Source organism: Bacillus sp. N447-1, assembly GCF_022701035.1.
Taxonomy (GTDB): Bacteria; Bacillota; Bacilli; order Bacillales; family Bacillaceae_G; genus Bacillus_A; species Bacillus_A cereus.
Window position 1 is genome coordinate 1,326,816 of sequence record NZ_CP065509.1, and the last position, 20,354, is coordinate 1,347,169.

Below are 20,354 nucleotides of genomic sequence, written 5' to 3' on the forward strand. Positions count from 1 at the left end.
TCCTCTACTAATTTACTAACAAACCGTAACCATAAATAATTGAAACAATTACACCCACTACCAATATACCTGGAAGTAAATTTGCCACCTTGATTTTAATAATACTAAGCAAGTTCAATCCAATAGCAGATATCATAATGCCGCCCGTAGCCGTCATCTCCACTATAAATTGGTTCATTAATTCTTTCGGGACAAAACTATTAATTTGTGTTGCAAAAACTGCAATACCACCTTCATATAAAACAACTGGAATTGCCGAAAATACTACGCCAATTCCTAGAGTTGTCGTTAATATAATAGAAATAAATCCATCGATAATCGCCTTTGTAAATAAAATATCATGATTTCCGCGAATCCCACTGTCAAGTGCACCAAGTATCCCCATCGCGCCAATTGCAAAAATTAAAGTAGCTGTTACAAAACCTTCTGATATGCTACCTTTCCCTTTCGATCCAACTTTATTTTCTAGCCAATCCCCTAAATGTTTTAACTTTTCTTCTAATTGTAACCATTCTCCAATTACCGTACCAATCACTAAACTCAGTATGACAACAAGAAAGTTTTCACTTTTTAATGCCATTTGAAGCCCAAGCACAGTAACCGCTAAACCGATTGCGTGCATTATCGTCCCTTTCATACTTTCTGGAATCCTACTAAATAATTTACCAAGTAAAGTACCAAATATAATACAAATTCCATTTACAACTGCTCCTAATATAACCATTTCTCATTCTTCACCCTTCGAATTCTTTATTTCTATATTTTGGTTTATACATTGATTTACAGGTTATCTATATGTTAACTTAATATTGAGAATATTAACAAATGTTTTCCACTACATAACCCGCTATTTTTTGTAACTTTAATTACCTTTAATAGATTCAGTGTTAATTTAATTGCGGGATAATATTAAAAGGGAAGGTATATATGAAAACTTTACTAAAACGATTTTTGTTAATAGCCTTTTTCATTACACCGATTGTTTTATTAATCAATTACTCTTTTATTTCAAAAGCAAAAGACAAACCCGATTTGCAAAACAAATCTAGTAAAACCGCTTCAAAAAGCGAAAAGAAAATAGAAGACCAAGAAATCACACTCACCTTCTCTGGTGATACAATGTTTGATTGGCAATTACGTCCTATAATCGAAAAGAATGGGGCTGATTACCCATTCCAACATGTAAAAGAAGAAATAAAAAAAGCTGATATTTCTTTTGTGAATTTAGAGTCGGCATTTACAACGAAAGAAAAGAAAGCACCTGGGCAACTGTTTTGGATTAAAAGTGATCCCTCTACACTACAAGCTATTAAAAACACTGGATATGACATCGTAAATATTGGGAATAACCACACACTTGATTATGGGCAAGATGGATTATTAGATACGATTTCTCACGTAGAAAAATTAAAGTTCCCTTACATTGGAGCCGGAAAAAATGCGAAAGATGCATATATAGCACGAGAAATGACCGTAAAAGGGAAAAAGTTTAAATTTCTTTCCTTCGTTCGATTTATGCCTGATTCTAATTGGGTAGCTGGTGAGAATAAACCTGGCGTTGCGAATGGCTATGATTTAAATCTTGTAACAAAAACAATTAAAGAACAAAAGAAAGATGCAGACTATTTAATCGTCTATATGCATTGGGGCGTTGAAAAATCAAATCGTCCGGTAGAATACCAAAAGCAATATGTACCTAAAATGGTTGAAGCAGGAGCTAACGCAATTGTCGGGAGCCATCCACATTGGTTACAAGGGTTTGAGTATTATAATAAAGTTCCTATCGCTTACTCATTAGGTAACTTTTTATTCCCGAGTTATGTGAATGGGAAAAGCGCTGAAACTGGCGTATTAACTTTAACTTTTAAAGGAAAGGATGTCCAAATGTCATTCAATCCTTATATCATTCGCAACAACCAAGTTTCCCCTGTAAATGAAGGAGAAAAGAAAAAAGCTCTTCAATATTTACAAACAATTTCAACTGATGTAGAAATTGATGATACAGGGAAAATAAAAAACAAACGAAACTAGACAGCTCAAGATCTATTTCTCTGTAATATACTTTACAGAATAGGTGATAAACATGCTGAAAGAGTTATTAGAAAATATAAACCTCTTAGAAAACATCTATAAAATGTCTATAGCAATCCTGCTTTTATGTTCCTTTTATTCTGTGAGACTATTTAAAAAATAAAGCGAGAGAGAAATCTTACTCCTTTTGAATTTACAATGTATGTAATCATTCGTATTGCGATACTCTTTTGGTTAGCTAGCTTTATTCTTCTTGAATTTAATGAGTACCTAGTTTAACTATAAAAAGATAGAACAAGCACTATATTCCCTCGCTTGTATCTATCTTTTTTATTTACATTCTAACTCTTTCCTTCTATTAAATAAGCAAATCAAACAAAACAGGGTTTTTATTAAGTTCCATAAATTGAATATTATTTTCTTTAAAGCGAGTAATTAATTGCTCATAATCTTCTTTATGTTTTAATTCTACGCCGACTAATGCTGGACCATTTTCTTTATTATGTTTCTTAATATACTCAAAGCGCGTAATGTCATCTTCTGGTCCTAATCCTTTATCAAGAAATTCTCTTAGCGCACCTGAACGCTGCGGAAATTCAATGATAAAGTAATGTTTCAGTCCTTCATAAATGAGCGAACGCTCTTTCATTTCTTGCATTCTATCAATATCATTATTTCCACCACTTAGCGTACATACAACTGTTTTACCTTTTATTTCATCTCTATATAAATCAAGCGCTGCAATAGAGAGTGCACCAGCCGGTTCAGCTACAATCGCATTTTTCTTATACAGTTCTAAAATCGTCGTACAAACTTTCCCCTCTGGTACTAAAATAATATCGTCAATTACATCTTTACAAGTTTCAAATGTTAACTTTCCTACTTTTTTAACAGCTGCCCCATCAACAAAGCTATCTATTTTCTCCAATGCTACATTTTCATTTTGAAGAAAAGCCTCTTTCATAGATGCAGCTCCCATTGGCTCTACACCAATAACCTTTGTAGTAGGACTAACACCTTTTACATATGTACCAACTCCTGATGCTAATCCACCACCGCCAATTGCTGTAAAGATATAATCAACCGGTTTCTCCATATCATGCATAATTTCAACTGCCACTGTCCCTTGACCAGCAACTACATACGGATCATCAAACGGATGAACAAATGTCATTCTATTTTCTTCACAATAACACTGTGCTTCTTGGAAAGAGCTATCGAATGTATCACCAACTAATACAATCTCTGCAAAATCACCACCGAAAAATTGTACTTGTGATACTTTTTGTTTCGGTGTTGTTGTGGGCATAAATATTTTTGACGGAATCTTCAATAAATTACACGTGTAAGCAACTCCTTGCGCATGATTACCAGCACTTGCACAAACAACACCGTTTTGTAACTTTTCTTTCGGTAAACTTTGAATCAAATTGTATGCACCACGAATTTTGAAAGAGCGAATTAATTGTAAGTCTTCTCGTTTTACATAAACGTCACAATCATATTTCTCAGATAAAACTGTATCACGTTGTAACGGTGTTTTAATAACGATATCTTTCATGCAATTATGGGCCATTAAGATATCTTCAATTTTCACTCTCTCCTTTACCTTTTGCACCATTATATATCATCCTTATCTCTTTTAAATTGGCTCAATCAAAATGTGGGATTTTCAGAACAGCCCCTGTATTCGCCGATGTTACCATTTGTGCATAACGTCCAAGCCAGCCAGTTTTCACTTTTGGTTCTGGTCGTTTCCATTCTTTTTTACGCTTTTCTAATTCCTCATCACTCACCCTTACTTCTAGCAAGCGTTCTTCAACATCAATACATACAATATCCCCTTGTTCAAGAAGTGCAATCATCCCGCCCGCTGCTGCTTCTGGTGAAATATGTCCTACTGAAATTCCACGTGAAGCTCCAGAAAAACGTCCATCTGTTAATAATGCAACCTCAGCACCTAATCCCATTCCAGCAATTGCTGATGTTGGGGCTAACATTTCTGGCATACCAGGGCCACCTCTTGGTCCTTCATAACGAATGACAACTACATCTCCTTTTTTCACTTTCCCAAGCATAATGCCCGCAAGTGCCTCATCTTGTGAATTAAAAATAACGCAAGGCCCTTCAAAACGCTTTACCTCTGTTGCACCGCTTTTAATAACCGCTCCATCTTTAGCAAGATTTCCTTTTAATATACGTAAGCCCCCCTCTTCACTATGAGGGTTTTCGAGAGAGTGAATAACCTCCTTATCTTTAATCTCTGCCTCAGCGATATTTTCTCTTAATGTTTGCCCAGTAGCAGTTATTCGATCAAGATGAAGTACTCCTTCTTTCCGGCTCATCTCTTTCAAAATTGCACTAATCCCGCCCGCACGATCAATATCTTCCATATGCCAATTTGAGGCTGGACTTACTTTACATAAATGAGGTACACGTCTTGAAACTGCATCAATACGGTTCATATCATAATCTAGTCCTGCCTCTTGTGCGAGTGCTAGCGTATGTAATACTGTATTCGTTGATCCACCCATCGCCATATCAAGTGCAAAAGCATCGTCAATTGCTTCTTCTGTTACAATATCACGCGGCTTAATATCTCTTTCAATTAAAATTTTCAATTTCTCTGCTGCTTGTTTAATTAACTCTTCACGTCTTGGATCAATTGCTAAAATACTCCCGTTACCAGGAAGAGCTAAACCTAATACTTCACATAAACAATTCATAGAGTTCGCGGTAAACATACCCGAACAAGAGCCACAAGATGGACAGCCATGATCTTCAATATCTTTTAATTCTTCTTCTGAAATTTTCCCAGATTGATAAGCTCCTACCCCTTCAAAAACAGAGCTTAAATCAACAACTTCTCCTTTTGACGTTTTTCCAGCCGCCATCGGGCCGCCTGAAACAAACACAGTCGGAATATTAATACGTAGTGCAGCCATCATCATACCTGGTGTAATTTTGTCACAGTTTGGGATACAAATCATACCGTCAAACCAGTGTGCATTTACAACCGTTTCTACTGAATCTGCAATAATTTCACGACTCGGAAGAGAATAACGCATACCGATATGTCCCATCGCAATACCATCGTCAACTCCAATTGTATTGAATTCGAATGGTACCATACCTGCCGCGCGAACTGCCTCTTTTACAAGTTTCCCAAACTCGTTCAAGTGTTTATGCCCTGGAATAATTTCAATAAAAGAATTACAAATCGCTATGAAAGGTTTATCAAAATCTTCATCTTTCAAACCAGTTGCTTTTAATAAACTACGGTGCGGTGCTTTATCAAAACCTTTTTTAATCATGTCACTTCTCATCTTGTCAAATCCCCTCTTACATATTTTTCATTTATACTCTCTTACTCTATTTCTTTACTAATTCTTTCGGTGCATGAATCCAGCTCATCATTTCACGAAGCTCTGCTCCCACTTTTTCTAATTGATGATTTTGTTCTGCTTTTTTCATTGCGTTATACGTCGGACGCCCTGCTTGATTTTCTAAAATCCATTTCTTCGCAAATTCACCTTGCTGAATTTCTGTCAGAACACGCTTCATTTCCTTCTTCGTTTCACCTGTAACAATTCTCGATCCTGTTACATAATCTCCAAACTCTGCCGTATCTGAAATAGAATGGCGCATAGTCGTTAATCCACCTTCGTACATTAAGTCAACAATTAGCTTTAATTCATGCAAACATTCAAAGTATGCAATTTCAGGACGATATCCACCTTCCGTTAACGTTTCGAACCCGGCCTTCACAAGTGCAGTTACCCCGCCGCAAAGTACAGCTTGCTCACCGAATAAATCCGTTTCGGTTTCTTCTTGGAATGTCGTTTCAATTACCCCCGCACGTGTACACCCTACACCTTTTGCATACGCCAGTGCTACATGTAGCGCTGTTCCCGTCGCATCTTGATGCACTGCGACTAATGCTGGAACACCATTTCCTTCTTGAAATACACGGCGAACGAGATGACCTGGGCTTTTTGGCGCGACCATCGCTACATCTACGTAACTTGGCGGATTAATTTGTCCGAAGTGAATGTTAAATCCATGTGAGAAAAGTAACATTTGTCCTTCACGAAGATTCTCTTCTACCTCTGCTTTATACACATGAGCTTGCTGTTCATCTGGCAATAACATTTGTACAACTTGTGCGGTTCGAACCGCTTCTGAAACAGACATTACTTCAAATCCATCCGCTTTCGCTACTTCATACGACTTACCAGGACGAACACCAACTACAACCTCTACACCAGAATCACGTAAATTTTGTGCTTGCGCATGACCTTGTGATCCATAACCAACTACTGCAACAGTTTTTCCTTGTAATAACTCTACATTTGCATCTTTTTCATAATATGTTTTCATATTCCATACACTCCTTATAATTTATTTACTTGCAGAACATCAATTAATTTTTTCAACTGACTAACAAGTAATGTCGCTTCATTTTCAGTACAAACTGCTGTGAGTTTCATTTCAGAAACACCACTAGTATCTCTTTCTTTTAAATGTAAAGAAGAAATATAATAACCACGCCGAGCAAAAATCCCACTTATACGTAATAAGACGCTTGGCTCGTTATGAATAACGAGTGAAAAAGTATGACTCATTCTTCCCACCTCTTCATAATCATTTCGTTATTCCCTTTGTTTGGCGGAACCATCGGAAATACGTTTTCACCTTCTTCTACACAAAAATCAACTACGACAGGACCTTCATAAGCAAATGCTTCTAACATCACTTGTTTTGCCTCGGTTGAATTTGTTGCTCTTAATCCCTTTACTCCATAAGCTTCTGCTACTTTCACAAAATCTGGTGATCCAATTTTTGATTCTGATAAACGATTTTCATAAAACATTTCTTGCCATTGCCTTACCATCCCTAAAAATTTGTTATTTATGATAAATACTTTTACAGGGATGTTATTTTCAGCAATTGTTTGTAGTTCTTGAATGTTCATTTGAAAAGAAGCGTCACCTGCAATACAAATGACAAGTTCTTCTTTTTTAGCTAGCTGAGCACCAATTGCTGCTGGAAAACCAAACCCCATCGTTCCTAATCCTCCAGAGGTAAGGAACGTCCGAGGTTTTCTTGCTTTATAGAAGTGAGCAGCCCACATTTGATGCTGACCTACTTCTGTTGTGACAATCGCTTCACCATTCGTTAATTCACTTACTAAGTTGATCACATACTGTGGTTTTAACTCAGATTCTTTTTGCTTATAAGAAAGTGGATATTCTTCTTTCCATGTCTTTACTTTCTGAAGCCATTCGTCTGTTTGTGTATAAATAGACATATGTAACAGCATGTGTAACGCTTTTTTTACATCACCAACAATCGGATGTTCTACAGTTACATTTTTATGAAACTCAGAAGAATCAATATCAATATGTACTTTTTTCGAGTTTGGAGAAAAAAGTTCTAATTTTCCTGTTACACGATCATCGAAGCGAACACCTAATGCAAGTAGTAAATCACATTCTGTTACCGCCATATTAGCAGCGTATGTCCCATGCATACCAAGCATCCCTAGAAACAATGAATCATCCGGTGGATATGCACCAAGTCCCATTAAAGTTGAAACGACTGGAATACGGTTCTCCCTTGCGAATTCGAAGAGTTCATCGGATCCACCTGAATGAATGACACCTCCTCCAATATAAAGAAGTGGACGCTTAGATTTTGAAATTGCTTTAGCCACCTCTCTAAGTTTCATGCTGTCTGGTACAAATTCTGGTTTATACCCCGGAATATCAACTTCTTCATTAAAGAAACTGGTGACTTTTGCATTTTGAACATCTTTTGGAATATCAATTAATACTGGTCCCGGGCGCCCGCTTTTGGCGATGTAAAAAGCTTCTTGCACAATTCGTGATACATGATTCACATCACGAACCTGGTAATTATGCTTCGTAACAGGTACTGTAATTCCGACAACATCCGCTTCTTGAAATCCATCTTTACCAATTAAAGGCGTTGCAACTTGCCCGGTAATGACAACTAAAGGAATCGAATCCATATAAGCGTCTGCTAAGCCCGTAACTAAATTTGTCGCCCCTGGGCCAGAGGTAGCAAAGACTACCCCGACCTTTCCAGAAGCCCTCGCATATCCTTCAGCCGCATGAATGGCAGCTTGCTCATGACGAGTTAAAACATGTTTCAAACCACTTTCGTATAACGCATCGTATACTGGTAAAATCGCTCCGCCTGGATAGCCGAAAACGGTCGTTACACCCAATTTCTTCAAACATTGAATCACGTGCCCAGCGCCTGTCATTTCTTCATACTGTAACTTCTCATACGCTGTATACTGCTGCTTCATTTCCATTAACTCCTCTCCTTATTTATGCTAAGCTTTCCGTCAGCCCGGGAACACGTACTCCTCTTTCTCTCGTTAATTTTTTAAATTCTTCGGTCAATTGTTTCGTTACACTTCCTGGTTTCCCATCTCCAATTTCTCTGGAATCAACTTTTACAACTGGAATTAACTCCGCTGCTGTTCCTGTTAAAAATACTTCATCCGCTACATATACATCATGGCGAGTGAACGGTCTTTCCTCACACGGAATACTCAGTCGCTCACATAGCTCGATAACACTATTTCTCGTAATACCTTCTAATGCTCCTAAATAGGATGGCGGGGTTAATACTTTTCCATCTTTCACAACGAAAACATTATCACCAGAACCTTCACAAACATATCCTTGTTGATTTAACATAAGAGCCTCTAACACTCCTGCTTGTGCTGCTTCAATTTTTACAAGTACGTTATTTAAATAATTCATTGACTTAATACGTGGATCTAACGCATCTGGCGTATTACGTCTTGATGCAACAGATACAACGCTTAGCCCATTATCATAAAATTCTTGTGGGAATAACTTTAATTGTTCTGCAATGATAATTACGCTCGGCTTCACACAACTTCTCGGATCGAGCCCTAAGTCACCTTTTCCTCTTGAGACAATTAAGCGAATGTAAGCATCAGTATATTCGTTTTTTTGGAGTGTATGTAAAACTGCTTCTTCCATTTCTTCTACCGTCATTGGAATTGTTAGTAAAATAGATTTCGCTGATTCATACAATCGTTTCACATGTTCTTTTAAACAAAATACATTTCCTCCGTAACTACGAATCCCTTCAAATACACCGTCTCCGTATAAAAAACCGTGATCATATACTGAAACAACTGCCTTTTCTTTTTCTACAAATTCCCCATTCATGTAAATGTACTGGTTTCCCATCTCACATCGCTCCTCTTTTTTCTCTATTTTTTGCAATCTATTTCTACATCGATTGCTGAGATGAGTATTTTTAACAGAATATTCAGTATATAAACCTTAAAAATATACTCGTCTCAACAATCGATTACTTACATACTTGTAGCAATCCATTGCTGAGACGAGGGAATCGTGGTACCACTCAGCTTCCTTATACTTCTCACGAAATATAAGCTCTGCAAGTCCAATTAGACTTTTGTTTTTCTATCGGGAACAACCCCGCTACTTTTTACTAGTTTTCAAAAGTAGTGCTCCAAGGTGATTTTCAATGAGTGAATTGTTACCACCCTCACAGCCTCGGGGCAGCTCTCTGAAACAATCTTTATCATTTACTCTCCTCTTCTACGCATTCTCTTCTTCTATTTTTAAAAATAAAAACTCTCGCCTCAGCAATCAACTACTACAATTTAGTAGCTTTGATTGCTGAGGCGAGAGTTTCGCGTTACCACTCAGCTTCCTTATACTTCTCACGAAATATAAGCTTTGTAGGTCCAATCAGACCTCCGTCCTTTTACCGGAGACGATGCCGCCGCCCTCTACTCAGTTTCCCTTTCGCAAGCGATGCTCCGAGGTGATCTTCAATGATTCGATTGTTACTACCCTCACAGCCTTGGAGTAGCTCTCTGAAACGATCATAATCATCTACTTTCCTCTTCTTTGCATATACAACACATAAAGTTAGAAAATTCTTAATTAACTTTTATTTGTTACACGTATTATAGGACGTTGTCCTTTTCGTTGTCAATATGTTTTTTTCAAAAAAATCAAAATTCATTCTATTTATTTTTTCTCAAATCAAAATTGGAATGCATTACTTACATACACTCATATATTACTTAAGTATGTTTGCATTACTACATAAAGAAAAACTTATAAAGTTTATGAGGAGATGAGGAAACTATGTTAAAAGGGAAAGTAGCGTTAGTTACAGGAGCAAGCCGAGGAATTGGACGAGCGATCGCTAAACGTTTAGCAAATGACGGTGCATTGGTTGCTGTTCATTACGGTAGTCGAAAAGATGACGCTGAAGAAACTGTTCATGAAATTCGATCAGATGGTGGCCAAGCTTTTTCTATCGGCGCAAATCTAGAATCCTTACACGGTGTAGAAAACCTTTATAACGCTTTAGATACTGAATTACAAAAGCGCACTGGTGAAACACAATTTGATATTTTAATAAACAATGCTGGCATTGGTCCTGGTGCTTTTATTGAAGAAACGACTGAACAGTTTTTTGATAGAATGGTTTCAGTAAATGCAAAAGCTCCATTCTTTATCATTCAACTAGCACTACCACGTTTACGTGACAATAGCCGAATTATTAATATTTCATCCGCTGCCACCCGCATTTCTTTACCTGATTTTGTTGCATATAGTATGACGAAAGGCGCTATTAATACAATGACTTTTACGCTAGCAAAACAGCTTGGAGCACGAGGAATAACGGTGAATGCAATACTTCCAGGATTTATTAAAACAGATATGAATGCAGAACTCTTGAGCGACCCGATGATGAAGCAGTACGCTACTACTATTTCCGCTTTCAATCGCTTAGGTGAAGTAGAAGACATTGCCGATACTGCTGCATTCCTTGCTTCTCCAGACAGCCGCTGGGTTACTGGACAATTAATTGATGTGAGCGGAGGATCTTGTTTGTAAAAAACATATATTTTCAAATCTTTTTTATTGCGCAATAAAACAATTTATATAATACTATATAAAACATATACATTTAGGAGGATTACAGCAATGTCCGAAAAAACATACGAACTCGCAACCTTCGCAGGCGGTTGCTTTTGGTGCATGGTAAAACCATTTGATGAACTTCCTGGTATTCATAAAGTACTTTCTGGCTATGCAGGAGGTCATGTAGAAAACCCAACATATGAACAAGTAAAAGCTGGAACATCTGGACATTTAGAAGTTGTTCAAATTACATTCGATCCTTCTATTTTTCCTTATCAGAAATTACTAGACTTATATTGGCCACAAATCGATCCAACTGATGATGGCGGACAATTTTTTGACCGTGGTCCATCTTATCGTACCGCTATTTTTTATCATAACGAAACACAAAAAGGGCTTGCTGAAAAATCAAAACAAGCTCTTGCAGAAAGCGGTATGTTTAAAGATCCAATCGTGACTGAAATTCGTCCTGCTGCACCTTTTTACGAAGCAGAGGAATACCACCAACATTTCTATAAAAAGAATCCAGAGAAATATGCTACTGAGCAAAAAGAATCTGGGCGTGAAGACTTTATAAAAGAAAATTGGCAAAAAAAATAATAAAAACGCATCGTGCTTTTTTAGTACGTTGCGTTTTTATTTTTGATAAAAGTACCATACAATTAACAGAACAATTGCTGTTAGTGACCAAAGTACTATCTCGTTTTTCACTCTATTCTTTTTCTTAGTCATTTCATTCCCTCCTAATAACTATTAAACATATTCAATTTTTTCTTTGTTTAATTGTCCATCTTATATACGTGAATACATCCTTACAAATTCTAATAGCAAGACCACCAATAATTCCGATTGCAATGGAAATTACTAGCATCTGTCCAAAACTAAAAGAATTTGTGTACATTATGTAGAGAACGATACATATAAGTAAAACATCCGGTAAAGAAAGTAAAACCTTTTAAGCATTCCTTTATCTCCTCTATACTTTTTAATTTATATCTTCTACTGTAATTTTGAAATAAAATTTGTTCAAAAATTCCATTTACACCCTCATTTTATGAAAAATAATAAGAATCCCTTTTCAAAAGAGATTCTTATTCAGCAGATTTAAGTTTAATTATTTTCTACATATCCTATTCCATAATTACTCCTAAAATAGAATAATATTACTAATGATTTATTGTAAATTGACTATTTGCCAGGTAACCGAATGTCGCGCCAGCTACCTACATCGCATTGGCCAAATTCATTATTACCTACCGCGATCACCGTACCGTCTGATTTTAGTCCGACTGTATGTGCACAACCAGCCGCTATCGCTACAATATCTCTCCAATCACTTACGTTACATTGACCATACTCATTCCAACCCACTGCGACCACGGTACCGTTTGATTTAAGTCCGATTGTATGATTCGTACCAGCCGCTATTGCTACAATATCTCGCCAGCCACTTACATCACACTGGTTATGTTTATCATTCCCCACTGCTGTCACCGTACCGTCTCGTTTAAGACCAACAGTATGAAGATACCCAGCCTTGACCGCTACAATACCTCGCCAGCTACTTACATTGCATTGACCATATCGATTATTCCCCACAGTCGTCAATGTGCCGTCCAATTTAAGACCGACTGTATGCCAGTCACCCGCTGTGACTGCCACAATACCTTGCCAACTGCTTACATTGCATTCTCCTTCTTTATTTCGGCCCACCGCTACTACCGTGCCATCCGATTTCAGGCCAATAGTACGACGCCACCCTGCCGCAACCGCTACAATATTATGCCAATCGTTTACATCACATTGTTCATGCTTATTCCAACCCAGTGCTACCGCAGTACTGTCACATGTAAGACCAATTGTATGAGCATTACCCGTGTTCGTTGCCATATGAACATTGCCCACTGCGACTGCTTCAATATCTCGCCAGCCACTTACATTACATTCTCCTTCTTTATTTCGGCCCACCGCTACTACCGTGCCATCCGATTTCAGGCCAACTGTATGACAACGCCCCGCCGCTATCATATCTTTGGGCCATCGCTTCACTTTTTCTTTCGATAAAAGGTAATCCATGTTTTACCTCCTTGCATATAAGCAACTGTATCATAATAGATATTTTTATCAAATTTCATTATAAATCTACATTTACAAAGAAAGCTTATTTTACTTCTTCAAAAAATAAAAACCTCCAGTTTAAATACTAGAGGTTTTCTCGTTATTTCTTCAATCGCTCAATAAAATCATGTAATTTATCAAGTGACTTCATATTCTGATTGCAAGCTACACCATCTTTGCAAATGTAGTTTCCCTTTTTAACGAAAGTTCCTGGTACATCGCCTTTAATTTCAACTAAAAACATTCCTACTTCTTCATGTCCATGACATAACGAACAAATGCTTTTTTTATTTAAACTTTGGAACGTTCCTTGCAGACCAACAAATTTATTTTTATCATTTTTCGCTATAATAAATTTCCTGCTTGACCCCTTATCAATCCAGCTTAAATAAGATATTTCTTTCATATCCATTTCTTCCATATCAGGAAGTTTTAACTTTTTCGCTTTAGGAAATAATTTTTTTAATGTTTGTGCTGTAACTTCTTGAAACGGAATTACATACGGATTTATTTTCATTAAAAATGATTCTGCATCTTCTCTATTTTGAACTGTTAATACCGTATCAATTAACTCTTTCTGTTCATCCGTTAAATTCTCAAATACATGTATTATCTTTTCAATCGCAAGCGATTTTAACGCTTGAATTACACCTCTATCATTTGCCGTTGCATGCCCGTTTGCTAAAATATAAGCTTGTGATTTTATAAAATTATATTGATCACTTCTAATAAACGCTTCCATCTTTATCACTCCATACAAATTGTTGATCTAGTTTTATTGTATACAATGATTACATTTTTGGATATGTAAAAGATAACTTAGAAACAAACATTACATATATCACTTATTCTCTACCGCTGCATTTCCTGACAAAAGAAGCCATCATCTGTTTTCCATTCCGCATATAATACGTCTTCAAATTTAGTAATTCCTTTTTGCTTTATTTGTTTATAAAGCCATCCTTCATCAAATCCCGCTTCCCTCAAATTATCCTTAACTACTTTTCCATCACTAATTAATGAAATTGGTAAGTATACAGGCTTATGTTTTAAACTTAAATCATTTATAGTAGGAGATTCGTATTTACTTTTTTTCAGAACGCTTATGTTTCCGTTCGGTTCCAATATCATATATTCAACTTCTCGGATTGAAAATATATCTTTTTGTTGCCTAAGCATTTGTTGTAATTGGTTTATATCCAAATGATTTACGCTTAATTGTTCACGATCAATCTTTCCGTTACGAATAATAATTGAAGGATACCCTTCAAAAAACCTTCTTGTTCCTCTTACTTTTTGTGTTATCACTTCTATAGTATAAATTAAAATTACCCAAACAAATACTGAATATAAAATAGACCATACTTTAATTTTAGGATCATATATTGAATTTCCAACGAGCTCACCTAGGACGATTGCAGAAATAAAATCAAATGGCGTTAGCTGAGATATTTGTGTTTTCCCTAATATTTTTGTAGCAATTAATAGAACAAAAAAACCAACTAAAAGCTCTATCGTTATTTGTCCAATATGATTCATATATGTTCACCTTTCTACTTTTCAAGTGCTCTGTATACCATTTAATAAAAAAACGGCACATTTTTTCTATTATCATGCCCGTTCACACCTCATATATCCAATACACATAAAACAAAAAGAGTCTGATTCAAAGTAATATATGAATCAGACTCTTTTCCTCTTATTTAGAATACACAATCTTTTTAATCGTTTCCCCAGAAAGAAAATATTCTTCTGCAAGTTGATGAATAGCAATCCCACTTTTAAACGCTTCTTTAATTGCTTTATTTCTTTCATCTAGTTGTTTTCTTCCGCCAGATCGTGTACCCCATTTATAATGTTTCGTTTCTTGTTTCGGAATGTAAATTGTTTCACCTTGTATATACTTTTGAATTTCAGTAATTAAACTCTCTGGTAAAACAGCATTAGCTTTTACGTATTTCATTTCTGCTCGCCCCTTATTTTTTATGGTTCATTTCAATAAGGTGCAAAGCCAAATATAAAAAATGATACGAGCTCATATAGGCGATTGTATATTACTTGTCTACCTCACGCAAAGTATCGCCATTTCCATACTTGGCTTTGCATGAGACGTTGCAGTGTCTGGCAATTGAATTATAATCGCCATATAAACACCTCCTAATATACCTTTTGCATTTTATTATATGATAAATTCCTTCTCCTTGCATCCACACCCTTCTTAAAGCACGAAATTACTTAGTTTGATATAATACTTTTTAACTGAATTAAAAATCATTGTGAGGTTACATTATGAAGAAAAAAATTATCATTACAATCGTTACACTATTCTTTATTATCACGGCATTATTCGGAACATACAAATTGATGAACGCAAGAAGCTTTCAATTATTTGGAGATTTAACACAACGCGTAGAAACAAATGAAAAAGTGATTGCTTTAACTTTTGATGATGGCCCTACTAACAATGTAAAACAAATATTACCGCTACTAGATAAATACAACGCTAAAGCTACTTTCTTTTTAATTGGAAATGAATTAGAGCAAAATTTATCGTTAGGAGAAGCTATCACGCAATCTGGGCACCAACTTGGAAACCATACATATTCTCATAATAGAATGGTTTTCAAAACACCTTCTTTTATTAAAGATGAAATAGAAAAAACGAATTCATTAATCCGCCAAACAGGATTTACAGACGAAATTGATTTTAGGCCCCCTAACGGTAAAAAGTTAATAGGGCTGCCATATTATTTAAATAAAAACAATATCGAAACAATCACATGGGATCTTGAGCCCGATACTTTTTATAAATCTGCGGCTGATAAAATTAAATACGTTAATAAAAATGTAAAACCAGGTTCTATCATTTTACTGCACTCTATGTATGATGAGTCTAATGAAAATTTACAAACGATTGAAGGTATTTTAGATTCTTTATCTAAGAAGGGCTATCAGTTCGTAACAGTAAATGAATTGCAAAAAAGAGCAAAATAAAAAGGTAGCGTATCTTTGTATGATACGCTACCTTTCTTTTTATATAATGCCAAGTACATTTAAGAATACGATAATAATCGCAATTGGTGCGATATAACGAAGTAAGAATAACCATAATACGAATAGTTTATAACCTTTATTTTTACTTACACCTAGCTCTTTCATTAATACATCTTTCTTCATTTTTAAAGGAACAAAGATAGAAACTAATAATACACCAAGTGGCATTAATACGTTACTTACTGCATAGTCCGCTAAATCAAAGACTGTCTTCCCGAAAATCTTCAGATCACTTAATATACCGAATGATAATGCTGATGGTACCCCAACAACGAAGATTAATAACCCTACGATTAAGGCCATTTTTTCACGTTTCCCTTTACCTTTTGATGTTAACGATGCAACACTAATTTCTAACATCGAAATTGCTGATGTAATCGTAGCGAAGAAGAATAGTAATAAGAAAACGATGAAGAATAATTTTCCGAATGCCATTTTACTGAAAATAGCTGGCAATACGATAAATAATAGTCCTGGTCCTTGAGATGGTTCCATCTCAAATGCGAACACAACTGGGAAAATTGCAAGTCCTGCAAGTAATGTAATAACAAGAGTTAAGGCTACGATAGAAAATGCTGAACGTGGTAAGCTTTCTTCTTTCGGTAAGTATGAGCTATACGTTACCATAACGGCTACCCCAACAGATAATGAGAAGAACGATTGCCCCATTGCGTATAAAATAACTTCTGATGTTACATGTGAGAAATCAGGTTGTAAGAAGAAACGAACGCCTTCTCCAGCACCATCTAACGTAAGTGCACGAACGATTAATACAAAGAATAAAACGAATAGTGCTGGCATGAAATATTTATTTACTTTTTCAACACCATTTTGTACACCTTTACTTACGATGAAAATAGTAATAAGGATGAATAATAGCTGTGATCCAACTGCTAAATATGGATTGGAAATGATTTCACCAAACGTAGCTTCGTATGCTCCATTTCCTTCCCATAGTCTACCTGTAATTGCATTCCATAAATATAATAAAATCCAGCCTCCTACAACACTGTAGAAAGAAAGTAATATGAAACATGTTACAATTCCTAATTTACCTAACCAAGGCCATAACGTTTTAGGAGCAATCTCTCTATATGCATCGACAGCCTCTTTTTGTGTACTTCTTCCAATAACAAATTCAGCTAATAATAGCGGTAAACCAATTAATAATGTGAAACCGATGAAAATTAGGAAGAACGCTCCGCCTCCTCCAATGCCGGCCATATATGGGAATTTCCAAATCGCCCCAAGACCAATTGCCGAACCTGCTGCAGCTAATACGAAACCTAATTTCGATGTCCATTGCTGTGAATTCATTTGTTAATCTCCTCTCTATCTCTTTTTCTTTGTTACAATTCGGTATTTATATTGTTCTATCAATACTCTTTTCTAATACGTTCACTTCCTCCCTAATAATAAAAAAACGCCCCTACGTAAATACGTAGGGACGACAAAATTATCGCGGTACCACCCTAGTTGTGAAGAACACTAAGAAACCACCTAAATAAAAACGCCCCTACGCAAAAACGTAGGGACGATAAAATATCGCGGTACCACCCTAGTTATGAAGCCACACCAAAGTTAGGACCTAAATAAAAAACGTCCCTACGTAAATACGTAGGGACGATAAATATCGCGGTACCACCCTAGTTGTGAAAAAATCTTCACCACTTTATTTGATAACGGTATAAACTACCGTCTTTCATTTCCTCAAAATATGAGATTTATGAAAGATGCTCCAGGACGAACTTCATGAATAATCTATATACTGATTCACACCAACCATCAGCTCTCTGAAATAGGGAGATATTCACTACTATACCCTTTCATTGCCCAAATATTATTTTCCGAATTGATTACTATCATTTTTATCACACATTAAAAATAGTGTCAACTTATATTTCGAATTTTTATGTATTACAATCTATTTAAAAATTCGAAATATAAGTTTTAGTTTAGAAAACAAGTAGCTTAGTACATAACGAATTCTAACAGGCAATAGAAAAAGAATTACGTATTATTGATACTTATTCAATAATACAAATCATCTAGAAACATAACCTGTCTCTCTGTATTCATTTTTTAAGAGTTTGATGGATACCAAGAAAATTTCGCATCACTATCCAGTGGTCTATTTTTCGTTTCTTCTTTAATTACACGAAACCATTCATTTAGAATTTGATTTTTGGGCAATTGAGCAGCAAGGCTATCTTCCCAAATTATATGTGAGAACCAGGCTTTCGTTTCCCATTCAAACTGCAATTGTGCGAACGAAATTATAGGGTGATCAGCTCCACGAAATTGCTCATTTACTGCATTTGAAACTTCTGGAGCTTGCGGTAACAACTCGTTCTGAATTCTATTTCTTATCGTCTCATTTTCTAGCTGATCCCAGAAATACAATTGCCCATTTATTTGATAAAAAATATCAAATGAAGCCTCACCTTTCTTCAAATTCAATAACACGAAGGCACGTTCCACATCATTGTCAGCCGCTTTTACAGCATTAACAATTATATTTTGTGCCATTGATACCCAGTAACTAGTCGCTTCCTCTACCGGTGATTCAACATACAATTCTTCACTTAATTCATGAAGAGTAGCTTCTTGCTCATTTACTTTTTCAACTTTTTTAAAAAACCTATTAAAAAACCCCATAACTTCCCCCTTATTACTATTTTCTATTTCACAAAATAAAAAATAGATTTTTCTTGCTCATCCACATTTACTCCTGGCGCGTATGTATGAACTTGTTGCAACACTTCTTCTATTAGCAACTCTAACTCCTGCACACTTTTTTCTGGATTCCCTATTAATGTGTCCGCCATACGTTCATATAATTTTTCAGGTTTAATAGTCATTCGTTCCACATTATTAGGCATCCATTTAAACGCTGGATGATGTACGTACATTTTATTCAAACCAAATAAAACACCGAATATGTTCCTTTGTACTTCGCAAATAACGTCATAAAGCATAAGCCAATCTTTCCGTTTTAAAAGCGCCTTTCGATTGTGCCAACGATTACTTAACCATAGATTTTCTGAAATCATCCGTTTTGCTAGTTCATCTGAATATGCCGCTACTTTTTCTTTTAATTCATTCACTTTCCCTTCTCCATACAAACTAACACCATCATGAATGGATGATACAATACATTGTTTTTCATAACTTATATCATATTGATCCACCACATCCGAAATCACTTTCTCTACTGTCTCTGTTAAAAAGTTACTAATCTCTAATTTAATTCCCTCTTTCGTTAAATACGTTTCCGACCATTCTTCTTCCTCATACGGATGATACGATAATATTGTCCCATCAATATGATGAATAGGGGCCCTACGATCCTCATCTTCTGGCGGTGTTGACCATAAAATATGTAATTCTATATCTGAATGTTCATCTTCAAGCTTTCTAGCTACTGAACCCGCTAAAATAATAGCTTCTACTTTCGGATTTTTCCTATAAATCTCTGACATCTCTATCGCTTTCTCTTTTAATCCCATTTCATTTCCCCCTAAAATTGCAGTAATCCCCTATATTTCATTTATCTATTTCGATATTACAGCTTGCATTACCTTTTCAAATTCCTACTTAATCATATCTGTATCCAATAGCGCTGAATAACTTCACCAGTACGAGAAGAAACTACTTCATTTTCTAACACACCTCCAACCTTTTGAATCGTTTTAGCAGAACCGATATTGGATTTATCGCAAGTTATTAATACTTTCTGCAATCCTAATTTTTGCGCTTCAGCTAATGCAAGTTGTAGTTGTTTCGTAGCGTAACCGTGGCGACGTTTATTCGGATGGACACTATATCCAATATGACCGCTTTCCCGTAATAATTCTGGATTTAATCTATGTCTAATATTCACAAAACCTATAAGTTCCCCTTTTTCAAAACTTAAAAACTGACTAGATGGCACTCGATTAGCTAGTAAATTTTCTCCTAGTTCTTGTTTACTCACTTTTTCAAACCATTCATCAAGAGAATCAAAGTTTTGTAAAGAACTACTTCCATGTGGTTGTTCCCCTGAGTGTAAAAACGCTTGTCTATACGCCGTAATATGCTCACTATATTCATGGATTGGTTTTAATAGTTTCATTGTTCTTCTCCCCCTCTTCATTCCATAAAACAAACACCTTAATAGCAGCTATTCAC

At 35.8% G+C, this 20,354-nt stretch carries 19 protein-coding genes, 1 pseudogene and 2 other annotated features; of the genes and pseudogenes, 5 read left to right on the forward strand and 15 right to left on the reverse strand.

Annotated features, from left to right (window positions below):
• Nucleotides 1-7: 7 nt before the first annotated feature.
• On the reverse strand, nucleotides 8-724 hold the full coding sequence (locus IQ781_RS06515; RefSeq protein WP_000236030.1) for a DUF554 domain-containing protein: 717 nt from the start codon (nucleotides 722-724) through the stop codon (nucleotides 8-10).
• Between the two features lie 203 nt (nucleotides 725-927).
• On the opposite strand from IQ781_RS06515, the gene IQ781_RS06520 reads away from it, so the two are divergent.
• Nucleotides 928-2,031: a CapA family protein gene (locus tag IQ781_RS06520; RefSeq protein WP_139846992.1), complete on the forward strand. Its 1,104-nt coding sequence runs from the start codon at nucleotides 928-930 to the stop codon at nucleotides 2,029-2,031.
• Nucleotides 2,032-2,083: 52 nt separating this feature from the next.
• A pseudogene (locus IQ781_RS06525) lies at nucleotides 2,084-2,310 on the forward strand (hypothetical protein).
• 79 nt (nucleotides 2,311-2,389) lie between these two features.
• Here IQ781_RS06525 and ilvA read toward each other — a convergent pair.
• The 6 genes from ilvA to ilvE are packed head-to-tail and all read right to left on the reverse strand — an operon-like array spanning nucleotide 2,390 to nucleotide 9,290.
• Nucleotides 2,390-3,652: a threonine ammonia-lyase IlvA gene (gene ilvA / locus IQ781_RS06530; protein WP_000250327.1), complete on the reverse strand. Its 1,263-nt coding sequence runs from the start codon at nucleotides 3,650-3,652 to the stop codon at nucleotides 2,390-2,392.
• A 31-nt stretch (nucleotides 3,653-3,683) separates the two neighbouring features.
• On the reverse strand, nucleotides 3,684-5,357 hold the full coding sequence (gene ilvD, locus IQ781_RS06535; protein WP_001255814.1) for a dihydroxy-acid dehydratase: 1,674 nt from the start codon (nucleotides 5,355-5,357) through the stop codon (nucleotides 3,684-3,686).
• 46 nt (nucleotides 5,358-5,403) lie between these two features.
• Nucleotides 5,404-6,411: a ketol-acid reductoisomerase gene (gene ilvC / locus IQ781_RS06540; protein ID WP_139846993.1), complete on the reverse strand. Its 1,008-nt coding sequence runs from the start codon at nucleotides 6,409-6,411 to the stop codon at nucleotides 5,404-5,406.
• 14 nt (nucleotides 6,412-6,425) lie between these two features.
• Nucleotides 6,426-6,656, reverse strand: a complete 231-nt coding sequence (locus tag IQ781_RS06545; protein ID WP_000019909.1) for an ACT domain-containing protein — start codon at nucleotides 6,654-6,656, stop codon at nucleotides 6,426-6,428.
• Nucleotides 6,653-8,368, reverse strand: coding sequence for an acetolactate synthase large subunit (gene ilvB / locus IQ781_RS06550; protein WP_242808308.1), 1,716 nt, complete (start codon nucleotides 8,366-8,368; stop codon nucleotides 6,653-6,655). The genes IQ781_RS06545 and ilvB overlap by 4 nt, the downstream gene beginning before the upstream one ends.
• A gap of 22 nt (nucleotides 8,369-8,390) precedes the next feature.
• A complete protein-coding gene (gene ilvE, locus IQ781_RS06555; RefSeq protein ID WP_000528161.1) occupies nucleotides 8,391-9,290 on the reverse strand; it encodes a branched-chain-amino-acid transaminase in 900 nt (299 codons plus the stop codon).
• 150 nt (nucleotides 9,291-9,440) lie between these two features.
• Nucleotides 9,441-9,680: a binding site (T-box leader), on the reverse strand.
• Between the two features lie 546 nt (nucleotides 9,681-10,226).
• Here ilvE and IQ781_RS06560 point away from each other — a divergent pair.
• Nucleotides 10,227-10,985, forward strand: a complete 759-nt coding sequence (locus IQ781_RS06560; protein WP_000911822.1) for an SDR family oxidoreductase — start codon at nucleotides 10,227-10,229, stop codon at nucleotides 10,983-10,985.
• A gap of 90 nt (nucleotides 10,986-11,075) precedes the next feature.
• Complete coding sequence (msrA, locus tag IQ781_RS06565; RefSeq protein WP_001291883.1) at nucleotides 11,076-11,612, forward strand: peptide-methionine (S)-S-oxide reductase MsrA; 537 nt, start codon at nucleotides 11,076-11,078, stop codon at nucleotides 11,610-11,612.
• Nucleotides 11,613-12,200: 588 nt separating this feature from the next.
• On the opposite strand, the gene IQ781_RS06570 is transcribed toward msrA, so the two are convergent.
• From IQ781_RS06570 to IQ781_RS06585, 4 genes are all read right to left on the reverse strand, one after another.
• Complete coding sequence (locus IQ781_RS06570; protein ID WP_000385090.1) at nucleotides 12,201-13,088, reverse strand: RCC1 domain-containing protein; 888 nt, start codon at nucleotides 13,086-13,088, stop codon at nucleotides 12,201-12,203.
• A 142-nt stretch (nucleotides 13,089-13,230) separates the two neighbouring features.
• Entirely contained in the window at nucleotides 13,231-13,872 is a 642-nt protein-coding gene (locus tag IQ781_RS06575) for a FusB/FusC family EF-G-binding protein (RefSeq protein ID WP_000387072.1), read from the reverse strand.
• A gap of 110 nt (nucleotides 13,873-13,982) precedes the next feature.
• Entirely contained in the window at nucleotides 13,983-14,669 is a 687-nt protein-coding gene (locus IQ781_RS06580) for a DUF421 domain-containing protein (RefSeq protein ID WP_001015543.1), read from the reverse strand.
• Between the two features lie 160 nt (nucleotides 14,670-14,829).
• On the reverse strand, nucleotides 14,830-15,093 hold the full coding sequence (locus IQ781_RS06585) for a CD3324 family protein (protein WP_000878325.1): 264 nt from the start codon (nucleotides 15,091-15,093) through the stop codon (nucleotides 14,830-14,832).
• 326 nt (nucleotides 15,094-15,419) lie between these two features.
• Between IQ781_RS06585 and IQ781_RS06590 the strand changes: the two genes are divergently transcribed.
• Nucleotides 15,420-16,124, forward strand: a complete 705-nt coding sequence (locus IQ781_RS06590) for a polysaccharide deacetylase family protein (protein ID WP_000726860.1) — start codon at nucleotides 15,420-15,422, stop codon at nucleotides 16,122-16,124.
• Nucleotides 16,125-16,163: 39 nt separating this feature from the next.
• Here the strand turns inward: IQ781_RS06590 and IQ781_RS06595 are convergent, their stop codons facing one another.
• The 4 genes from IQ781_RS06595 to IQ781_RS06610 all read right to left on the reverse strand — a co-directional run bounded on the left by IQ781_RS06595 (nucleotide 16,164) and on the right by IQ781_RS06610 (nucleotide 20,298).
• Entirely contained in the window at nucleotides 16,164-17,501 is a 1,338-nt protein-coding gene (locus IQ781_RS06595; RefSeq protein WP_139846994.1) for a sodium-dependent transporter, read from the reverse strand.
• Nucleotides 17,502-17,800: 299 nt separating this feature from the next.
• Nucleotides 17,801-18,023: a binding site (T-box leader), on the reverse strand.
• A 243-nt stretch (nucleotides 18,024-18,266) separates the two neighbouring features.
• The gene (locus IQ781_RS06600) at nucleotides 18,267-18,842 is read right to left on the reverse strand and encodes a hypothetical protein (protein WP_000505543.1); all 576 of its coding nucleotides are present in this window, start codon (nucleotides 18,840-18,842) and stop codon (nucleotides 18,267-18,269) included.
• Nucleotides 18,843-18,865: 23 nt separating this feature from the next.
• The gene (locus tag IQ781_RS06605; RefSeq protein WP_000523174.1) at nucleotides 18,866-19,693 is read right to left on the reverse strand and encodes a DUF4037 domain-containing protein; all 828 of its coding nucleotides are present in this window, start codon (nucleotides 19,691-19,693) and stop codon (nucleotides 18,866-18,868) included.
• A 92-nt stretch (nucleotides 19,694-19,785) separates the two neighbouring features.
• Complete coding sequence (locus IQ781_RS06610) at nucleotides 19,786-20,298, reverse strand: GNAT family N-acetyltransferase (RefSeq protein WP_000771271.1); 513 nt, start codon at nucleotides 20,296-20,298, stop codon at nucleotides 19,786-19,788.
• Between the last annotated feature and the right edge of the window lie 56 nt (nucleotides 20,299-20,354).

Bases quoted from the DNA above. Each gene is read 5' to 3' on its own strand.
- IQ781_RS06515 (WP_000236030.1), bottom strand. From the start codon at position 724: ATGGTTATATTAGGAGCAGTTGTAAATGGAATTTGTATTATATTTGGT.
- IQ781_RS06520 (WP_139846992.1), top strand. From the start codon at position 928: ATGAAAACTTTACTAAAACGATTTTTGTTAATAGCCTTTTTCATTACA.
- ilvA (WP_000250327.1), bottom strand. From the start codon at position 3,652: ATGGTGCAAAAGGTAAAGGAGAGAGTGAAAATTGAAGATATCTTAATG.
- ilvD (WP_001255814.1), bottom strand. From the start codon at position 5,357: ATGAGAAGTGACATGATTAAAAAAGGTTTTGATAAAGCACCGCACCGT.
- ilvC (WP_139846993.1), bottom strand. From the start codon at position 6,411: ATGAAAACATATTATGAAAAAGATGCAAATGTAGAGTTATTACAAGGA.
- IQ781_RS06545 (WP_000019909.1), bottom strand. From the start codon at position 6,656: ATGAGTCATACTTTTTCACTCGTTATTCATAACGAGCCAAGCGTCTTA.
- ilvB (WP_242808308.1), bottom strand. From the start codon at position 8,368: ATGAAGCAGCAGTATACAGCGTATGAGAAGTTACAGTATGAAGAAATG.
- ilvE (WP_000528161.1), bottom strand. From the start codon at position 9,290: ATGGGAAACCAGTACATTTACATGAATGGGGAATTTGTAGAAAAAGAA.
- IQ781_RS06560 (WP_000911822.1), top strand. From the start codon at position 10,227: ATGTTAAAAGGGAAAGTAGCGTTAGTTACAGGAGCAAGCCGAGGAATT.
- msrA (WP_001291883.1), top strand. From the start codon at position 11,076: ATGTCCGAAAAAACATACGAACTCGCAACCTTCGCAGGCGGTTGCTTT.
- IQ781_RS06570 (WP_000385090.1), bottom strand. From the start codon at position 13,088: ATGGATTACCTTTTATCGAAAGAAAAAGTGAAGCGATGGCCCAAAGAT.
- IQ781_RS06575 (WP_000387072.1), bottom strand. From the start codon at position 13,872: ATGGAAGCGTTTATTAGAAGTGATCAATATAATTTTATAAAATCACAA.
- IQ781_RS06580 (WP_001015543.1), bottom strand. From the start codon at position 14,669: ATGAATCATATTGGACAAATAACGATAGAGCTTTTAGTTGGTTTTTTT.
- IQ781_RS06585 (WP_000878325.1), bottom strand. From the start codon at position 15,093: ATGAAATACGTAAAAGCTAATGCTGTTTTACCAGAGAGTTTAATTACT.
- IQ781_RS06590 (WP_000726860.1), top strand. From the start codon at position 15,420: ATGAAGAAAAAAATTATCATTACAATCGTTACACTATTCTTTATTATC.
- IQ781_RS06595 (WP_139846994.1), bottom strand. From the start codon at position 17,501: ATGAATTCACAGCAATGGACATCGAAATTAGGTTTCGTATTAGCTGCA.
- IQ781_RS06600 (WP_000505543.1), bottom strand. From the start codon at position 18,842: ATGGGGTTTTTTAATAGGTTTTTTAAAAAAGTTGAAAAAGTAAATGAG.
- IQ781_RS06605 (WP_000523174.1), bottom strand. From the start codon at position 19,693: ATGGGATTAAAAGAGAAAGCGATAGAGATGTCAGAGATTTATAGGAAA.
- IQ781_RS06610 (WP_000771271.1), bottom strand. From the start codon at position 20,298: ATGAAACTATTAAAACCAATCCATGAATATAGTGAGCATATTACGGCG.